This window comes from Thiovibrio sp. JS02 (assembly GCF_053485635.1).
Window position 1 is genome coordinate 3,088,993 of sequence record NZ_CM130715.1, and the last position, 18,509, is coordinate 3,107,501.

An 18,509-nucleotide genomic window follows, 5' to 3' on the forward strand; every position below is an offset into this window, starting at 1 on the left:
AGGGGTCGTGCTAGTGTGCGCAACATAATTTTTTGATGAAATACCTTTCGCCTGTTGCCGGTCGAAAGCAAATCGGTATTTTTCCCTGCTTCGCAGCCGGTGCTCCTGGAGTTGTCTGACAATGGCGGATGCGGTCGCCCCCAAAGCCCTTATCTATATCCTGGATGACGAGATCATCACGGTGCGGCGCCTTGTCCAGGCCCTGGCCAAGGACGGCTATGAACTGGAAGGCTTTGTCACCGCCGCCGAGGCCATTGCCCGGCTCAGCGAACGGCCGCCGGATCTGTTGATCACCGATATCCGCCTCGGCGATGCCGACGGGGTGGAAGTGCTCCAGCAGGTCCAGGCCCTTTCCCCCCGGACCATGGTCATTCTCATGACCGGCTACGCATCCATCGATCAGGCTGTGCAGGCCATCAAGAACGGGGCCTTCAACTATCTGGCCAAGCCCTTCCGCCTGGAAGACCTGCGCCAGAACATCCGCGACGCCCTGCACAGCGCCAGTTTTACCAAGAAGGCCGCGAGCCGGCACGAGGAAAACCCTGACCGTTTCGGGGAAATCATCGGCCGCTCCCAGGCAATGCGGGAAATATTCAAAACCATCCGGCAGGTTGCCCCCTTGAGCTGCAACATCCTCATCCAGGGCGAATCCGGCACCGGCAAGGAACTGGTGGCCAGGGCGCTCCATGCTTACAGCAACCGGGCCGGGCACCCCTTTATCCCCTTCAACTGCGGGGCCTTCAGCGAAGAGCTGATCGCCAACGAGCTGTTCGGCCATGAAAAAGGCGCCTTTACCGGAGCGGTATCCACCAAGCTGGGCCTCCTGGAAACCGCCAACGGCGGCACGGTCTTCCTCGACGAGGTGGGCGAGATGCCGCTGCCCATGCAGATCAAGCTCCTGCGCGTTATCCAGGAGCGGACCCTGCTCCGGGTGGGCGGCGTCAGCCCCGTTGCCATTGAGGTGCGGATCATCGCCGCCACCAACCGGGATATCGAGAAGATGGTGGCGGCGGGCAGCTTCCGTCAGGATCTCTTTTACCGGCTCAAGGTGGTGATGATCGAGCTTCCTCCCCTGCGCAAGCGGCAGGAGGATATCCCGCTGCTGGTGGAGCATTTCGTCAGCCTCATCGCCACCCAGTTCGGCAAAAAAGTGCCCGGCATCGCCAATACCTTTCTCGATGCCCTGGTCACCTATCCCTTTCCGGGCAATGTCAGGGAGCTGCAGAACATCGTCGAGCGCGCCGTGGCCCTTTCCCGGGATGAGATGCTCACCGCCAGGGATCTGCCCCCGGACCTCTTCCTGGGCAACAGCCGCCCCATCCCGCCCGACCATGCGAAAAATCAGCTGAAAATCCTTGAGCAGGAACATATCTACGAGGTCTACCGCCGTACCGGCTTCAATCAGACCGAAACCGCCCAGCAGCTCGGGATCTCCCGCACCACCCTCTGGCGACGCCTCAAGGAGCTGAATCTGATCCCGGATAAAAAATGATTCTCCTCTAAAACCCCCCACCACTCCGCCTCTTTCCTCCCCGCCCCACCGCTGTTTCAACCTGAAACCATTGTTTCAATCTGAAAAATCCTTTTATTTCACATGGTTACGCGCATACTGTTTCAACCCTGAACGCACCGCTGCCCGCTGTCGCTGGTCAGATTCGACAAGAACCGCGATAATTCATTACGATATGCCACATGGCACGATCGATGCTTATGGGACGCGGCAACGGTCATGATGCCGCAACAACCGGCATCGGAACATGGAATACAGGAGCAACCATGAATTTAGGGATTGCTCTTCTCCTGAGGGGCTCCTCTGCCGATCTCTCCGCCGCTCTCCATTCCATCGAGCTTGCACGGCGAACCACCGGGGTGGTGCATGCGGTTTTTCTGGAACAGGGGCAGCAAGGCCAGAAAACCGATCCCGGGGAGGAGGGGAAAACGGTGAAACAGGGCTGGAAGGGGCAACTGGCCGCCCTGGCCGGCCTGTTCGGCGATGCGGAAGAGGTCACCGTCCACATCCACCTGCTGGAGAGTCTGGCCGACGAGCCGTTGCTGCGGTTTCTCTGCGAATACCGCATCTTCTGCCTCATCCTGGGCGCCGGAGACCAAAGCTCGGTGAAGCGGAAAACCGCCTGGCTGAAACGGTTGCGGCGACGGCTTTCCGGCAGACGGGACTGCTTTCTGCCCCCGCTCTGGTCGGTAATCATTAAACCCCGGGACGAAGCGGCGCCCCCATGACCCGAATACAGTGAAACCCGCCGGCATCGTGATTCTTCACCGCGCCGGCAAAGAATTTACCCATACTTTAAAACCCAACAAAAGAGTGTGAAAGGAGGAAAAAATGTACATGTACCTTCCAATAGCCCTCACCAGCGTGAATTATCTGGTGGTGGTGGGCCTGGGACTTGCGGTCGGGCTTTTGTCCGGCCTCTTTGGCGTGGGTGGAGGCTTTCTCATGACCCCGCTGCTGATGATGATCGGCATCCCGCCGACCATTGCCGCGGCCACCGATGCCAATCAGATCGTCGCCGCCTCGGCGTCCGGCTCCTTTGCCCACTGGCGGCTCGGCAATGTTGACGTCAAGATGGGCATTTTTCTGCTCATCGGCGGCTTTGTCGGCGGCGCGGCAGGCGTCCAGGTCATCAAGATGCTGCGCGCCACCGGCGGCGCCGACTTTCTCATCAAGATCACCTATGTGGTCATGCTGGGCCTGGTCGGCTCCTTCATGTTCGTGGAGAGCCTGAACGCCCTGCGCAAAAGCAAAAAGGCGGCCGCCGGCGATGCCGCTCCGGCCAAAGCCGCGCCGGAAAAGAAAAAAGGCGGCTTCTTCGCTTCCCTGCCCATGCAGACCTACTTTGAAAAATCCGGCGTTACCCATTCCGCCCTGGTTCCCCTGTTCCTGGGCACCTTTGTCGGCGTCCTGGCCGCGATCATGGGTGTTGGCGGCGGCTTTCTCATGGTGCCGGTCATGATCTACATGCTGCGCATGCCCATGCACGTGGTGGTGGGCACCAGCCTGTTCCAGATTCTGTTCACCTGCATCGAGGTCACCTTCCTGCAGGCTTATCAGAACCATACCGTGGATTTCTTCCTTGCCCTGCTCCTGCTGGTCGGCTCGGTTTTCGGCGCCCAGATCGGCACCGCGCTTGGCAAAAAACTCCATGGCGACCAGTTGAAGATCCTGCTCGCCATCATCGTTCTGGCGGTGACGGTGAAAATCGTCCTGGAACTGGTGCTTGAACCCTCTCACCTTCTCGCCTATGCAGGAGGTCACTGATATGAAGAATGCCATGATGAAGAACATGAAACTGTGGGCGGCCAAAGCCGCCGTCTTGCTCGGAATGATCGCCTTTTCGGCCGCCGCCGCCCAGGCGCTGACCGCCGAGGTGGCTCCCAAGGAGATCCCCATCACCCTGAGCTACCACGGCGCCAAACTGACCATCACCGGCCAGAGCGGAGCCAATGACGACCTGGTGGTGAAGATCTCCAACGAATCGCACGACGCCGCCATGAAGTACAAGGCCAAGGTCGGCGGCGTGGTCTGGATGAAGAAGGGAAGCCTTGATTTCAAGAACGTGCCCGGCGTTTATCTGGTGACATCCACCGCCGATCTGGGCAGGATTCTCTCCGATGCCGAGCGCAGCCAGTACCAGCTGGGCTATGACGCCCTGGCCGCCTCCTCCAGCATCGTAGCGGCCGGCGGCGAACCCGCGGACGGAAAATGGTTTGCCGAATTTATCCGTTTCAAGGAAATGGAGATGGTTTATAGTATCCAGCAGGGGACCATCACCCGTCAGCACGGAGAAAACGGCAACACCTTCCAGGTCGAGGTCGCCTGGCCCTATCAGGCCCCTCCCGGCGTCTACAACGTGGAGATTCTCGCCGTCAACGGCGGCAAGGTGGTGGACAAAGCCGCGACCACCTTTGAGGTACAGCGGGTGGGCATCACCGCGGCCCTGTCGAACATGGCGTTTAACCAGGCGGCCCTTTACGGGATCATGTCGGTTGTCATCGCCATGGCGGCCGGCTTTGCCGTGGCCGCCGTCTTCAAGAAGGACGGCGGCAGCCATTAAGTAAGACCCTGGCGCGCCGGCTGGCGCATCCCGGCAATGCAATCCCCGGACGCACAGGCGTATTTCGCCGCCCTGTGCGTCCGTTTTTTTCCTTCCTTACCGCAGCAGCCCGCGCAAGTTTCCGCAAACTTGCCTTTGTCCTGTCCCTGGGGACAGGGGAGAAACGATGTCGCTCCTGAACTCGCTGAAAACCCGAGCCTGGCCATGGCAAAAAGGGCCTGCCCCCGCCTGCCGGCCGATCTCGGAGGTCTTTTCCCGGTTCCGCGCCGTGCTCAAGGCCAACAACCAGGCCCTGGAACTCATTGCCGACATGGGGGAAAAGCTTTCCGGCGAGTACCTCTTTGATCAGCGCTACGTGGAAACCGTCGTCGAGGAGCTGATCGTGGCCATGCAGCGCTCCATTGCCGCCCTCAACACCCTCACGGAAGGCCGCTGGACCTCGCTGATTGAAATATTCGCCGGGCTGGAGGCGCGGGTACGGGCCATCGCCGCCCGCCGCGACGACCGGGAAGGACCGCCGCTTCTCTGGCTTGACGAGATCAACAGCCGGGACTGGCCGCTGATCGGGGGCAAGGCCGCCCACCTTTCCGAGTTGATGGGCAACCCCCAGGTTCTGGTGCCGGAAGGATTCGTCATCACCACCCGTCTTTTTCATGATTTGATCGACGCCAACTCCCTGCGCGCCGACTTCAGCCGTTTCGAAGAGCTGGCAGCGGCCTCCGACCGCTGGGAAAACGAACTGGAAGCGCTCCGCGCCTCTTTGGAAGAACGGGTGCTGGCGGCCCAGGCGCCCCCCGGCTTTCTCGCCCTTTTGGCCGAGGCCCTGGCGCGCCTGGCGCAAACAAGCCCCGCCCCCCTCTTTCTGGCCGTGCGCAGCAGCGCCCAGGAAGAGGATATGGATTTCTCCTTTGCCGGCCAGTTCCATTCCGAGTTGCAGGTTGCCCCGACCCCGGCCGCGGTTTTTGCCGCCTACCGCGCCGTCACCGCCAGCCTGTTCGGGGCCAAGGCGCTCCGCTACCGGCGGCAGGTCTTTCCGGAAGGGGGCCATCTCGCCATTGCCGCCTGCTGCCAGCGCATGATAAACGCCCAGGCCAGCGGCATCATCTATACCGAAGACGCCCTGGCGCCGGGCGGGCAAACCATGCTGGCGGTGGGCGCCTTCGGCCAGGGACAGGCGGTGGTGGAAGGCCAGGTGCCCACCGACCTCTTCCGGATCAGAAAAGGCGAAAGCCCGCAACTCATCGAGAGCAGCATCGCCGTCAAGGAGCCAGCCGGCGCGCCGGCTCGGGCCGGAGAGCCCTGCCTGGCGGAGGAAAAGCTCTTCGAGCTTGCCCGGATCGCCGCCCATCTGGAAACCTTTTTCAAGCGGCCCCAGGATATCGAGTGGAGCCTGGACGACAAAGGGGTTCTTTACATCCTGCAGGCAAGGCCTCTGCTCCTGGCGGAAAGGGAGCAGGGGAAAAAGCCGCTTTCGGAAAAACTCGACGCCTATGCGCGGATCGCCGAAAACGCCGGCCGGATCGCCCAGCAGGGCATCGGCAGCGGGCCGGTCTTCCGGGTGGAAACCCTGGCCGACCTCAAAAATTTTCCCGAGGGGGCGGTGCTGGTGAGCCTGCGCGACTCCTCGCAGTTTGTCCAGGTCATGCAGAAGGCGGCCGCCATCGTTACCGAGGTTGGTACGCCGGTGAGTCATATGTCCACCCTCTGCCGGGAATTCAAGGTTCCCTGCCTGGTCGGGGTCGCCGGCATCTTCGGCAAGGTGGCGGACGGCGAGGAGATCACCGTGGATGCCGAGGACCGCTGTCTCTACCGGGGCCGGGTCACTGAGCTTCTCGCCTACCAGGCCGCCACCACCATGAACGTGCAGATGGCGCCGGAATTCCGGATGCTGCGCCGGATCCTGCACGAGGTCTCCCGCCTGAATCTGGTGGATCCCCTGATGCAGAATTTCCGGCCCGAAGGCTGCCGGACCTTCCATGACGTGCTGCGCTTCATCCATGAAACCGCGGTCCTCGATCTGGTGGAAATCGGCAGGGACGAGCGCTGCCTGCGCGGGCAGAAGCTGGCAAAGCGCCTGGATCTGCCCATCCAGGCAGGCATTCTTGCCATCGACATCGGCGGTGGTTTCGCCGAGGATGCGCCGCCGGACAATGTCCCCTTTACCGCCGTCCGCTCCAGGCCCTTCCGCGCCATCCTGCAGGGCATGCTCTTCCCCGGGGCCTGGCATCAGGTGGGAATGCCGGTGAGCTTTACGGACATGATGCACAGCATGCTTTCCACCCCGCGGGACACCCTGTCCGGCCAGTACACCGGTCACAATATCGCCATCATCAGCGAAACATACGTGAATCTCTGCTTCCGTTTCGGCTATCATTTCAACATCATCGATGCCTTCTGCCATGAAGTGGAACGGGACAACCATATCTATTTCCGCTTCCTGGGCGGCGCCACGGATATCGCCAAACGTTCGCGCAGGGCGAGCCTGATCGCCGCCATCCTGGAAGCCTTTGACTTCAGCATCCGCACCCGGGGCGATCTGGTCATCGCCCGTACCGGCAATCTGGTCCAGAGCGAGATGGAGCGCACCCTGGATATTCTCGGCCGCCTGGTCGGCTTCACCCGCCAGCTCGATGTGCAGATGGCAAACGACCAGGCGGTGGCGCGCTACGCCGAGGCCTTCCTCATGGGCGATTACGGGATTGTCGCCAGGGAGGGAGGGTATTAGAATGCGGAAGAAACAATCTTTTCCCGGAAGGAGAACCAGAACATGACCCAGGAAATCTGCCGGCTGTTGGTGGTGGACGACGAAGCCATCGTCGGCAAACGCCTCAAGCAGGTGTTCAGCAAGATCGGTTTTGAGATAGAGACCTACACCGAGGCGGCGCCGGCCATGGCCGCCATGGCGGAAAAGCCCTTTGATGTCGTGGTCACCGATCTGAAAATGGATGGCATGGACGGCATGGAAGTGCTAAGACGAGTACGGAGCATGAATCCCCGCACCCAGGTGATCATCATCACCGGCTACGCCTCCCCGGAGACGGCGGAACTCGCCCAGGAACAGGGCGTTTTCGAGTTCCTGGCCAAGCCCTTCCGCCTGGATGAACTCAAGCAGGTCATTTTCCGCGCTCTGGAGCAGCAAAAGGGTCGCAACTGAACAAGGAATCCCCTGATGAGCATTGACCCCGTCCCCCAGCAGCCCGCCGCGCAGACAGGCCGCCCCGCCAGCCAGGAGTGCGCCTGCCTGCCCCTGCCCCGCTCCATCCGGGGCAAGCTCATTGTTTCCCTCACCGTGGTTTCGGTGCTGGGCATCATCGCCACCGTCTCGGCCATCTACGCCATGTGGCGCATCGAGGACAAGATCCGGATCATCGAGTCCTTCTACGAACTGAACCAGAACGTCCTCGAGGTGCGGCGCTACGAGAAGAATTATCTTCTCTACAGCAACAAAAAAGATCTGATGAGCGCCCTGGACTACATCGATCAGGTGCGCGCCTCCGTGGTCACCGTAAAGCAGTTTCTCCCGAAACGCGAGGTTGAGCTGCAATCCTTTTACGACGAGGAACTGGGCAAGTACGAGTCCATTTCCCGGCGGCTGATGGCGGAAAATCTCACCCTGCGCGGCAAGAAGCTGCTCGAGGGCGCCCTGCGCAAGCATGGCCAGGACATCACCCGGCGGATTTTCGCCATGGATGCCCAGGCCCGGGTCCAGGTGGAGCGGGAGGTGGCCAACTACCAGAAAACCGCGGCGCTGATCCTCGCCCTGGCCGTGCTGGTGGGCGGCGTCCTCATCTATTATCTGATGGGCTGGATCATGCGCCCCCTGGAAGCGATCCGCGACGCCGCCGCCCAGATCAAGCAGGGCAAAATGCGCTCCATCCCCATCACCGGGGCGGTCAGCTGCTCGGTGGAGGGCATCGAGCTGGTCAACTCGCTGAACCGCATGCTGCAGGCCCTCAATCACAAGCAGGACCAACTGGTCCAGTCGGAGAAACTGGCGGCCATCGGCAAGGTCACCGCCGGCATCGCCCACGAGATCAACAACCCCCTGAACAACATCTCGCTCACCGCCGAGGTGTTGCTCGAAGATCTGCCCAACCTGGCCTGCAGCGAGCGGCTGGACATGGTGCGGGACATCCTGGTCCAGTCCGACCGGGCCCGGGAGGTGGTGCACCATCTGCTCGAATTTTCCCGTTCCCGCAAGACCAACGTCACGGTAAACCTCGATCTGGTCAAACTGGTGGCCGACTCCATCACCCTGGTCCGCAACCAGTTCCGGCTGGGCGGCGTGACCTGCGACTACCAGCATCCCGAGCAGGCGGTGCGGATTACCGGCAACCCCCATCAGCTCCAGCAGGTGCTGGTCAACATGATGCTCAACGCCGTCCAGGCCATGCAGCCGGGCGGCCTTCTTTCGATGCGGGTGGCGGCAGAGGAAAAAGACGCGGTCATCACCATCAGGGATAATGGCGCCGGCATCCCGGCCCGGCTGCTGGCCCACATCTTCGATCCCTTCTTTACCACGAAAAACGAGGGCACCGGCCTGGGTCTCTCCTTGAGCTACGCCATCGTCAAGGACCATCAGGGCGACATCGGGGTGGAAAGCACGGAAGGCCTGGGCACCACCTTCCGGATCAGCCTGCCGCTCGCCGCGGCCGCGGAGGCATAAGACTCCATGGACCTTTTCGGCAAAAGCGGGGAGAGCGCCGCTTTTTCGGCCTCCTTTCAGCAGTTCCGCCGCCTTCTTTCCTTAAACAATGCGGTGCTGGAAAAAATCGCCCGCATGGAAGGCGCCCTTTCCGGGGAATATGTCTTTGACCGGAAATTTCTCTCCGAGGCGGTGGCCTCGCTCTCCGATCTGGTGCGGGAGGTGATCTACTGCGTAAACAGCCTGAGCAACGACCGCTACCTTGCCCTGTATGCGCGCTATGAGGAGATCACGGGCAAACTCGCGGTGCTGGCCGCCGAATATACCGGCCCCTACGACAACAGCCTCACCCTGGCCTATGCGCTGATCAACAGCGATTTCGAGGAGCTGGTCGGCGCCAAGAACGCCACCTTGAGCGAGATCCGCAACCGCCTGAACCTGCCGGCGCCCGACGGCTTCGCCATCACCGCGGCGGCCTACCGCCTCTTCATGACGGAAAACGGCCTTTTTGCCGAAATCGACGCCATCTGCGCCGCGGCCGGGACCAGTCGGGAGCGCAGCGAGCGGATCGGCGCCCTCATCGCCAAGGCGAGGATTCCCGAAAGCCTGGTTGCCGCGGTGCGGGATGAACTGAGCCAGCTTCGGCGGCGGCTCGGTAACGAACTTCCCCTGGCGGTGCGCTCCAGCGGCGTTGGCGAAGACGCGGAAACCCGCAGCTTTGCCGGCCAGTTCCATTCGGCCCTTGGGGTGCGGCCGGAGCTTTCCGCGCTGCTCGCCGCCTATCGCCAGGTCATCTCCTCCCGTTTTTCCGTGCCCGCCCTGGAATATCTCGGCCCTTCGGCAAGCAGCCGGGATGTCCCCATGGCCGTCGGCGTGCAGCCCATGGTGGCGGCCCGGGTTGCCGGCGTGACCTACAGCCGCAACCCCGAAGCCCCGGAACAGAATCAGCTCCTGATAACGGCGGTGCGCGGCGCCGCCCGCGCCCTGGTGGAGGGACGCAAGCCCGCGGACCGTTATCTGCTCAGCCGGAATTGGCCCTTTGCCCTGCTGGAAAGCGAGTTGGTCCAGGGCGAGGATTTTTCCGCCCGCAAGGCGCCGCTCGACCTTCTGCCCTCCGGCCTGCGGCGCGGTTCGGCCGCCCTGACTCCCAAGGAACTGGGCAAACTTGCCGAACAGGCCATGCTGCTCGAAAAAGCCTTTGGCGAGACGCAGGATATCGAATGGGCTCTAGCCGGCGAACCAGTCATCCTCCAGAGCCGGCCCTTTTCCCTGCCTGGGAAGCCGCCGCCCCGGCCTGGCGAACTCGCCGCCGAATTGGCCGCCGCCATTCCGCTCCTCAGCGGCAAAGGCCAGGTCGCCCAGCTGGGCATTGCCGCGGGCAGGGTGGTGCAGGTGGATCAGAACACCGATCCGGCCCGGTTTCCGGTGGGCGCCATCGCGGTGGCCCGTTTCCCCAGCCCCCAGCTCAGCCCCATTGTCTGGCGGGCCGCGGCGATCATCACCGATGTCGGCAGCCCCACCGGCCATCTCGCCACCATTGCCCGCGAATACCGGACCCCGGCCCTGTTCGGCACCGGCGAGGCGACCAGGCTCCTTGCCGATGGCGGGGAAATCACGGTTGATGTGGAAAACAAACAGATCTACCAAGGGATCATCGCCGGGCTGGTCCGCCTGCAGGCGGCGGAAGAAAACAGCTACCGCGCCTCCACGGAACTGCGGATCCTGCGCCGCCTGCTGCGCTGGGTGGCGCCCATCACCCTTTCGGACCCGGGCGGCCCGGAGTTCAGGGCGGAAAACTGCCGGACCTTCCACGACATCCTCCGCTTCTGCCATGAAAAGGCCATCGACGCCCTGATCCATTTCCATGCCGACCAGGGTGGAAAAACGGGCCTGCGGAGCCGGGCCCTGCACCTGCCGGTTCCCCTCAAGCTGCGTCTCATCGATATCGGCGCCGGCATTGCCGCCTCCGCGCCGGCCAAAGGCGAGCTCACCCTGGAGATGGTGAGCAGCCGGCCGCTGGCCGCCATCCTCGCCGGCTTTCTCAAAGAGAGCGCGGCGGACAGGGAGCCGGTGCCCTTGGGCCTCAGGGATATCCTCTCCGGCATCGGCAAACCCATGGCGCTCATCGGCGGCGCCTCCTACCCCGGCGACAACCTCGGGATCATCGCCCAGGATTACTGCAATCTCAGCCTGCGCCTGGGCTATCACTTCAACGTGGTGGATGCCTATATGTCGACGGAGGCGGACAACAACTACATCTACTTCCGCTTTGTCGGTGGCCTGGCCGAGAAAAGCAAGCGCGAATGGCGGGCCCGCCTGCTCGGCGCCATTCTCTCCGGCCTCTACTTCAAGGTGGAGCGCAAAGGCGATCTGGTGATCGCCAAGGCCAGGAACCTGGACCTCCTCCAGATGGAGCGGGTACTCTCCCGCCTGGGCGAGCTGATCTCCTTCACCCGCCAGCTTGACGTGCAGATGCACGACGAGACGGCCATCGAACGATTCTTCCTGCAATTTCTCTCCAGCATCAAGGAAGAACAGGCAGGGGCAAGGGGCTAGCGAAGATGCGAAGCTGGCTGAAAAAACAGCTGGGCAGACTGCGGGAGGGCCGCGAGCAGCGGCAGGCCGAGGCGAAAAACCTCCTCACCGCCCGCTATCAGGTGTTCCGCTCGCTCCTGGCCGGCAACAACAGGGCGGTGGACTGCCTCACCGAGATCACGATCCTGCTCCGCCTGCAGAGCGACCCGGCGAATCTGGCCAGCCTCATCAAAAAACTCCTTGCCGAAACCGGGGAGATGATCGGCCGCCTGGAAAGTTTAAGCCGCGGCAAGTACCGCGGCCTCTGGGGCGTGCAGGAGAAGCTCGCCCTCGCCATAACGGCCAGGCTCAAGGAGCTTGCCGGCCCCGAGCAGGAGACGATTCCCCGCCTCCTGCCGCTTGCCGCCATCAGCGACGGCCACAAGGCGATGGCCGGCAACAAGGCCGCCAACCTGGCCCGTCTCATGCGGCAGGGCACCTTCCGGGTTCCGGACGGTTTTGTCGTCACCCTGGCCGGCTGCCGTCTTTTTCTCGACCACGAAGGCCTCTCCCTGAAACTGGTCCATCTCCTGGCCCGGCACAGCGCCAAAAACCAGGGCAGCATCCCGCCGGCCGTCGCCGCTCAGGCCCGGGAGCTGATCAGCAATGCCGGCCTGCCGCCCGAGCTGGCCGCGGAACTGCGCGGGGCGGCCCTGCCCTTCCTGGGCGCGGGCAAGGCCCTGGCCGTGCGCAGCAGCAGCATCAGCGAGGACGGCCGCCACCACTCCTTTGCCGGCCAGTTCAGTTCGGTGCTCAATGTCAGAAACGAGGCGCAGCTCTTTGCCGCCTTCAAGGAGGTGGTGGCCAGCAACTTCACCGCGCGCAGCCTGGCCTACCGGCTCAATGCCGGCCTCGACCCTCTGCGCTTCGACATGGCCGTCCTCTGCCTGGAGATGGTGGAAGCCAGGGCGGCCGGCATCCTGCTCAGCCGCTCCCCCCAGGAACCGAACAGCGACCTGCTCCTGATCAGCGCGGTCCCGGGCCTGGGCGAAGCAGCCGTTGCCGGCAGCGCCGCCGCTGATCTCTACCATCTCCGGCCCGACGGCAGCGTGGACTGGCCGCGCTCCGTCATCGCCGACAAGGAAAAACTCCTGGTCTGCAAGGAGGACGGCGGCCTTGCCTGGCAGGAACTGCCGCCGACGGAGCGGCACAAACCGGTGCTTGCCGAAGAGGAGCTGCGAACCCTGACCGCCTGGGGAAAACAGCTTGAAGCAGCGGAGGAAACCCCCCAGGATATTGAATGGGCGGTGGACAAAACCGGGCAGCCCCTCATCCTGCAGATGCGCCCCCTCACCATCCTGGCGGGCCGGGAGGATGACGGCTGGCAGGGCAAAACCCCGCCCCTTGCCGAAGGGATCATGGCCTCGCCCGGCCGGGCCACCGGCCGGGCGAGGCCGGTGAAGAACCGGCAGGATCTGGAAAATCTGCCCCATGAACCGGTGGTCCTGGTCATGCAGCAGAGCTTTGTCGATGCGGCCAATATCCTGGGCCAGGTCGCCGCGGTGCTGGTTGACCTGGGCAGCCCGGCCGACCACCTGGCCTGCGTGGCCCGCGAACAGCAGATCCCGCTGCTTTGCGGGCTGAACCAGGCCGGCCGCCGGCTCAAGGCCGGGCAGTGGCTCACGGTGGACGCAAGCCATGGCCGGGTCCATGCGGCAAGCGCCGAGGAAATCGCGGCAGCCCTGGCTGCCTGGCGGCAGGCCCCCGCCGCCAAGGCCGCCAAACCGATCCTGCCGCCCCTCTACCAGGAGCTGCAGGCACTGGTCACCGCCCTCAACCTCACCGATGCCTACGGTCCGACCTTTTCCATTCTCGAGTGCCGCTCCCTCCACGACATCGTCCGTTTTGTTCACGAAAAAGGGGTGCTGGCCATGTTTGACGCCGGCGACGAGATGCTGGAGAAAAATCTTGGCGCCGTGCATGCCATCGACTCGCCGGTCCCCTTTTTCCTGAGCGTCATCGACATGGGTGGGGGGCTGGCACCGGGCCAAGGTCCGCGCCGGCGGCGCATCCCCCCGGAACTGGTGATCTCCCGGCCCTTCCAGGCCCTCTGGCAGGGAATCACCAGCCCGGGCCTGCACTGGGGGCCGCCGCCGGGCGGGGCGCCCATGGGTTCGGTGCTCTCCTCCTTTCTCACCGACCAGAAATCGGAACGGCCCATCGGCCTGCCCAACTACTGCATCGTCAGCCGCGACTACTGCAATATGAACGCCCGCATGGACTTCCACTTCATCATGATCGACGCCGTCGCCTCTCCCTCCCCGCGCAGCAACCATATCAGATTCCGCTTCAAGGGCGGCGGCACCAGCCTCGAACGGCGGCGGCGCCGGGCCCTGTGCATCGGGGAGATCTTTGAACAGTACGGCTTTCTCGTCGATGTACGGGAGGATCTGGTCAACGCCTCCCTGCAGGGCGCGGCCCGGGAGGCCATCGAGGAAAAACTGGTGATGGTGGGAAAAATTCTGGGTTTTACCCGCCTGCTCGACGCCTTTATGGCCGACGACACCATGATCGCCAAGGTGGCGGAGGCCTTCCTGGCCGGCGATTACGCGCTGGCGGGACTGGCAGCGAACACTAACCCTGCGCTGGCCACCGGATGAAAGAGATGGTGGCTGGATTAGAGAAACAACAGGCCCTGGCGGCGCTTGGCGAACAGTACGGCTGCCCCTGGGTGGAATATCAGGAATCGGTGACCGGCCCCCAATTTCTCCTTTGGAAGCTCGACATGGCGCGGCTCCGGGCCGAGGGCTGGTTTCCACGCCTGGTTGCCCATGGCCGGGCGACGGTGATCGCCACCGCGCCGGGGCCGGCGCTGGCCGCCAGGATCCGCGCGGTCCTCGGCGTTTCCGAAGTGGAGTTTCAGGTCACCCTGCCCGATGATCTCATCCGCATCCTCGAACACAACCAGGACCTCAACCCCGGCTTTCCGGCCGCGGCCGGCCGAACCCCTTTGGCTAAGGTCCGCACCTACCTGGCTGGCCGGCGCTCTCTTTTCGCCCATTACCGCACCCTGCTCGCGAAAAGCCGCACCGGCCTGGCCTTCATCCGCACCGGCCTGGCCTGCATGACCATCGCCCTCCTCTTTCTCCGCCTGGTCGGCAGCGGCTATTATCTGCTCCTGGAGATTCCCCTGTTCCTTGGCGGCATCATCGCGGTCTGGGACGGCCTCAAATGGTATCTCCCGGCCCGGGCTCTGTTCGCCGGCCTGCCGGCCTGTCTCGATACCGGCGCCAGCGGCGGCACCAGCGTCCTGGCGGTGGAAAACGAGTACCTCACCCCGGAATTTCGCCGCAGCCTGGTGGTGGAAGGCGCTGCCGGGCGCCGGGCCGCCTGGCATAGTCTCTCCCCGGTGATGCGGCGCCGCTTTCTCGCCAGCGACCGCACCGATCTCGCCGAGGAACGGACGGTGCTCGCCTGCTTCCGGACCAGAATGGCCAAGGTGCGCACCGGGCTTGCCTTCAGCCGTACGGGTCTGGCCTTCAGCGGCTTGGGCCTCGGACTCCTGCGTCAGTTTCAGGCCAGCCGTTGGCTGCTCTTCGACCTCGCGCTCATCGCCATCGGCATCCTCATGGCCCTGGAAGGGTTTCTCTGGTATATGCGCGGCAGAAAGGCCGGCGTGGAGGGACATTGCTCGGTGCGGGAAAAAACGAGGATGTCCTCGATCTGGGATTATTTCTTTCCCCACCGCCATGTCCCGCCCGGACCGGCGGGCAATCCCCTGACCCTGCCGGTGAAGAGTTCCCACGCGCCGGGGATCTGGGCCACCACCGGCGTCGCTCTGGAGCGTACGGTGCTGGCGGAACGCCGCAACGTCATGGCCAGGCTGCGCACGGTCATGGCCCGCGCCCGCACCGGGTTCGCCTTTATCCGCACCGGATTGAGCCTCTTTCTCGTCGGCGCCGCCTTTCTCCTCTCCTTCCGGGCTTCGGGCGGACCGGCCTGGACCGTCTTTTCCGCGCTGCTGATGGCGGCCGGCCTTTTTCTGGTGGCTGACGGCTTTGTCTGGAGCGTTCCGGCGGAACGGCTGCGCCGGCAGTTTCCCTACTGCTATGGCGACATGGAGATCCCCATCCCTGATTACGGGGTGCCTGCCAGATTCTGGAAAAAAGTGGTGTTCAGCAATGACGAGGATTGACGGCGAAACCTTGCTGCGGCCCTTTGCCGGCAGCGGCCTGCTTGCGCCCGACCTGCTCAGGCTGGCGGCCGAGGCGGCGGTCTTGCGGCGGGTGCCGCTCAGCCGGATTCTTCATGCCGAGTACGGGGTACCCCGGCCGCAACTACTTGCGGCCCTGCGCGACTATTACCGCTGCGCCTCCCTCGAATACGATGAGCGCTTGCCCATTCCCCCTGAATTGCTGCGGGATCTGCCGGCACGCCGACTTGCGGAAAACGGCTGGTTTCCGGTGGTCAAGGATGCCGACGGCACCATTGTCATCGCGGCCCAGGATCCCTCCGACCCCGGCATGCGCGCCGAGGTGGAGAACATTTTCGGCCCGGCCCCCTATGAATTCCGGGTGGCCCTGGCCGATGACCTTGCCTGGTTCATTCAGGATTTTCTCCATGCCCGCCCCGGTCTGCTCATCGGCAGCGAACGCACCGGCCTGGCCTTCTGGCGCAACACCATGGCCCAGTGGCGAACCCGGCTCGCCTGCTACCGCACCGACCTGGCCAAGGCCCGTACCGCCCTGGCCTTTGTCCGCACCGGCCTGGCTTTTGCCACCATTTCGCGCACCCTGCTGGGCGGCGAAGTTTTTCCAATCTCTCCCGTCCTGGCCTATTGTGTCCTGGCCATCGGCCCGATCCTGATCGGTACCGCCCTGCCCACCTACCTCAAGGTGCGCGGTTCCCGGATGACTCCGCCCCGGCACCAGACCCTGGTCGAGGTGAGCGGCGCCACCCTCAGCTTTCTTGAAAACTACCAGAATCTGGAGCAGCCCGGGCCGGTCAGGCAAAGCAAGGACACCATGCTGGCCCGCCTCGGCGACCTGCTCGGCAATTACTGCACCATTATCCATCCGGTGCCGGCCAGCCGGGAACGCACCCACCTGGCGCGGGAACGTAACGTGCTCGCCGCGCAACGTACCATCGCCGGCTGCTACCGGACCATCTATGCCCGGGCCCGCACCGGCCTGGCCTTCGTCCGCACCGGGGTCGCCTTTATAAGCATCGGCATCGGCCTGATCGGTTACTTCGGTCTCGGCGTCAACACGTTTTTCGACGGGGCGCTGATTCTCTGCGGCCTCCTGATGATCATTGACGGCGGGCTCTGGTACCTGCCGGTGCGCAAGGAGCAGGCCGAACTGCCCAGCACCCGGAGCGCCGCCCTGGCGGGGAAATCCTCATGAAAATAGAACACAAGATCTATCTTTCCAACGCGGTCCATATTCTGCTCATCGTCCTGATCGGCACCTTTGCCCTGCATAATCTCAACGAGATCCTGACCAAGTTCCGCTTCACCGTGATCGCGGAAGGCCTGAACGCCACCTTTCTCGAAATGCGCCTGGCGGAAAAAAACTACTTTCTCTACGGCGATGACGAGGCCCTCGCCAACATCAGCGGCCGGATCACGCAGACCACCGAGACCCTGCAGCAGGTGCGGCCGGAGATCACCCGGGCCGTGGGGGCGGAAAAGTACGCGAAGCTGCGGGACCATCTGCGTGCATACGCGCGGCAGGTCGAGACCATCGGCAAGACAGGACACGGAAACAGGACCGCCCAGAAAAACCTGCGCGAAGCGGGGCAGAGCCTGAAAACCTTTTCCGAGGACATCACCGCCCTGGAGAGCGAGCGGATCGGCACCATCATTGTCCGCTCCAAGAATATCCTCCTCTACTCCTTCTGGGCCGTGGTCCTCTTCGCCTTGCTCTTCAGCAACCTCATTGTCCGCAATATCGGCAATTCCCTGCGCAAGATCGTCGATCTCACCCGGGCGATCTCCAGGGGCAACTACCGGAAGATCGAGGCAACGCCATCAAACGACGAAATGGGCGCGGTGCTGGCGGCCATCAACGCCATGGCCGAGGAGCTGCGAAAACGGGAAAAGGAGATCGTCCAGTCGAAACGGCTTGCCTCCATCGGCGTGCTGGTGGCCGGGGTCGCCCATGAGCTCAACAATCCCCTCAACAACATCTCCATGATCGCCCAAACCTACTCGGAGGTCTATGACGGCTTAAGCAGGGAAGAGCGGATCGGTTTCATGGGACGGATCGACGAAGAAACCGAGCGGCTGCGGGTGATCATCCACAATCTCCTCGACTACGCCAAGCCCAAGGAGCAGCATCTGGCCCCGGCCGCCGCCAATCAGGTCATCCAGAAGATCCTGGCCCTGATCCAGAACATGCTTGATATCTCCAACATCAAAATCAGGCTGACCCTGGCCCGGGATCTGCCGGAGATCTATATCGACGAACACCAGATCCAGCAGGTCCTGGTCAACATGGCCACCAACGCCATCCAGGCCATGGACAAGGGCGGCGAACTCTCCATCTCCTCCCGGTTTCTCCCGGAGGAAGAGATGATCGAAATCGAGATCCGCGACAACGGCAAGGGCATCCCCCCGGAGTTTCTCGATCATATCTTTGATCCGTTTTTCACCACCAAGGAGGAAAGCGGCACCGGCCTGGGCCTGTGGGTCAGTTACGGCATCATCAAGAATCACCAGGGCAACATCCGGGTGACAAGCCGGCTCGGAGCCGGCACCACCTTTATCATCACCCTGCCGACCTGCAAAAAACTGGGAATCGCATGACGAGTCCGGGCCGGGGCCAGGGAACCTACCACGCAATAACCGCCGGCCTTGCGGCCTACGCGCCAGGCCGGCATCAACAATTTCATGAGGTGAAGTGATGGCGAAACACAGCATAATGATCATTGACGACGAAAAAATCGTGGGAGACATGGCAAAGCTCTCCTTCGAGCAGGATGGGTATGAGGTGGAGACCTTCCTGAACGGCGAGTCCGCCCTGGCTCGTCTTGCGGAAAAACCCTTCGACGTGGTGGTCACCGATCTGAAGATGAAGGGGGTGGACGGCCTTGAGGTGCTGCGCACCGTGAAAAAGCTCTACCCCGGCATCGTGGTGATCATGATCACCGCCTTTGCCAATCTGGACGTGGCCATCGAGGCCCTGCGCGACGACGTGCATGACTTCTTCCCCAAGCCGGTCAAGATCAAGGAGCTCAAGGCGTCCATCAGACGGGCCCTGGGCGAGCAATGAACA

At 63.1% G+C, this 18,509-nt stretch carries 13 protein-coding genes; all 13 read left to right on the forward strand.

Features of this window, described 5'->3' with window-relative positions; all coding sequences use genetic code 11:
- Positions 1-121 precede the first annotated feature (121 nt).
- Positions 122-1,492, forward strand: coding sequence for a sigma-54-dependent transcriptional regulator (locus ACUUL3_RS14150; RefSeq protein ID WP_448552392.1), 1,371 nt, complete (start codon positions 122-124; stop codon positions 1,490-1,492).
- 284 nt (positions 1,493-1,776) lie between these two features.
- The gene (locus ACUUL3_RS14155) at positions 1,777-2,238 is read left to right on the forward strand and encodes a hypothetical protein (RefSeq protein ID WP_448552394.1); all 462 of its coding nucleotides are present in this window, start codon (positions 1,777-1,779) and stop codon (positions 2,236-2,238) included.
- 103 nt (positions 2,239-2,341) lie between these two features.
- Complete coding sequence (locus ACUUL3_RS14160; protein ID WP_448552396.1) at positions 2,342-3,277, forward strand: sulfite exporter TauE/SafE family protein; 936 nt, start codon at positions 2,342-2,344, stop codon at positions 3,275-3,277.
- 1 nt (position 3,278) lies between these two features.
- Positions 3,279-4,073 (forward strand): TIGR02186 family protein, encoded by a 795-nt coding sequence (locus ACUUL3_RS14165; protein ID WP_448552398.1) that lies wholly within the window; start codon positions 3,279-3,281, stop codon positions 4,071-4,073.
- A gap of 166 nt (positions 4,074-4,239) precedes the next feature.
- Positions 4,240-6,798 (forward strand): PEP/pyruvate-binding domain-containing protein, encoded by a 2,559-nt coding sequence (locus ACUUL3_RS14170; protein ID WP_448552400.1) that lies wholly within the window; start codon positions 4,240-4,242, stop codon positions 6,796-6,798.
- Between the two features lie 42 nt (positions 6,799-6,840).
- On the forward strand, positions 6,841-7,227 hold the full coding sequence (locus tag ACUUL3_RS14175) for a response regulator (protein ID WP_448552402.1): 387 nt from the start codon (positions 6,841-6,843) through the stop codon (positions 7,225-7,227).
- A gap of 15 nt (positions 7,228-7,242) precedes the next feature.
- Positions 7,243-8,739 carry an ATP-binding protein gene (locus ACUUL3_RS14180; protein ID WP_448552404.1) on the forward strand — a complete coding sequence of 499 codons (1,497 nt, stop codon included), beginning with the start codon at positions 7,243-7,245 and terminating at the stop codon, positions 8,737-8,739.
- Between the two features lie 6 nt (positions 8,740-8,745).
- Positions 8,746-11,274, forward strand: coding sequence for a PEP/pyruvate-binding domain-containing protein (locus tag ACUUL3_RS14185; RefSeq protein WP_448552406.1), 2,529 nt, complete (start codon positions 8,746-8,748; stop codon positions 11,272-11,274).
- Positions 11,275-11,279: 5 nt separating this feature from the next.
- Positions 11,280-13,892 (forward strand): PEP/pyruvate-binding domain-containing protein, encoded by a 2,613-nt coding sequence (locus tag ACUUL3_RS14190; protein WP_448552408.1) that lies wholly within the window; start codon positions 11,280-11,282, stop codon positions 13,890-13,892.
- A 5-nt stretch (positions 13,893-13,897) separates the two neighbouring features.
- Positions 13,898-15,427: a hypothetical protein gene (locus ACUUL3_RS14195; RefSeq protein ID WP_448552409.1), complete on the forward strand. Its 1,530-nt coding sequence runs from the start codon at positions 13,898-13,900 to the stop codon at positions 15,425-15,427.
- Complete coding sequence (locus tag ACUUL3_RS14200) at positions 15,414-16,637, forward strand: GspE/PulE/PilB domain-containing protein (RefSeq protein ID WP_448552411.1); 1,224 nt, start codon at positions 15,414-15,416, stop codon at positions 16,635-16,637. The genes ACUUL3_RS14195 and ACUUL3_RS14200 overlap by 14 nt, the downstream gene beginning before the upstream one ends.
- Positions 16,634-18,040, forward strand: a complete 1,407-nt coding sequence (locus tag ACUUL3_RS14205; RefSeq protein ID WP_448552413.1) for an ATP-binding protein — start codon at positions 16,634-16,636, stop codon at positions 18,038-18,040. The genes ACUUL3_RS14200 and ACUUL3_RS14205 overlap by 4 nt, the downstream gene beginning before the upstream one ends.
- 97 nt (positions 18,041-18,137) lie before the next feature.
- Positions 18,138-18,506, forward strand: a complete 369-nt coding sequence (locus tag ACUUL3_RS14210) for a response regulator (RefSeq protein WP_448552415.1) — start codon at positions 18,138-18,140, stop codon at positions 18,504-18,506.
- Positions 18,507-18,509: the final 3 nt, after the last annotated feature.

Coding starts and splice junctions, on each gene's coding strand:
- ACUUL3_RS14150 (WP_448552392.1), top strand. CDS start 122: ATGGCGGATGCGGTCGCCCCCAAAGCCCTTATCTATATCCTGGATGAC.
- ACUUL3_RS14155 (WP_448552394.1), top strand. CDS start 1,777: ATGAATTTAGGGATTGCTCTTCTCCTGAGGGGCTCCTCTGCCGATCTC.
- ACUUL3_RS14160 (WP_448552396.1), top strand. CDS start 2,342: ATGTACATGTACCTTCCAATAGCCCTCACCAGCGTGAATTATCTGGTG.
- ACUUL3_RS14165 (WP_448552398.1), top strand. CDS start 3,279: ATGAAGAATGCCATGATGAAGAACATGAAACTGTGGGCGGCCAAAGCC.
- ACUUL3_RS14170 (WP_448552400.1), top strand. CDS start 4,240: ATGTCGCTCCTGAACTCGCTGAAAACCCGAGCCTGGCCATGGCAAAAA.
- ACUUL3_RS14175 (WP_448552402.1), top strand. CDS start 6,841: ATGACCCAGGAAATCTGCCGGCTGTTGGTGGTGGACGACGAAGCCATC.
- ACUUL3_RS14180 (WP_448552404.1), top strand. CDS start 7,243: ATGAGCATTGACCCCGTCCCCCAGCAGCCCGCCGCGCAGACAGGCCGC.
- ACUUL3_RS14185 (WP_448552406.1), top strand. CDS start 8,746: ATGGACCTTTTCGGCAAAAGCGGGGAGAGCGCCGCTTTTTCGGCCTCC.
- ACUUL3_RS14190 (WP_448552408.1), top strand. CDS start 11,280: ATGCGAAGCTGGCTGAAAAAACAGCTGGGCAGACTGCGGGAGGGCCGC.
- ACUUL3_RS14195 (WP_448552409.1), top strand. CDS start 13,898: ATGGTGGCTGGATTAGAGAAACAACAGGCCCTGGCGGCGCTTGGCGAA.
- ACUUL3_RS14200 (WP_448552411.1), top strand. CDS start 15,414: ATGACGAGGATTGACGGCGAAACCTTGCTGCGGCCCTTTGCCGGCAGC.
- ACUUL3_RS14205 (WP_448552413.1), top strand. CDS start 16,634: ATGAAAATAGAACACAAGATCTATCTTTCCAACGCGGTCCATATTCTG.
- ACUUL3_RS14210 (WP_448552415.1), top strand. CDS start 18,138: ATGGCGAAACACAGCATAATGATCATTGACGACGAAAAAATCGTGGGA.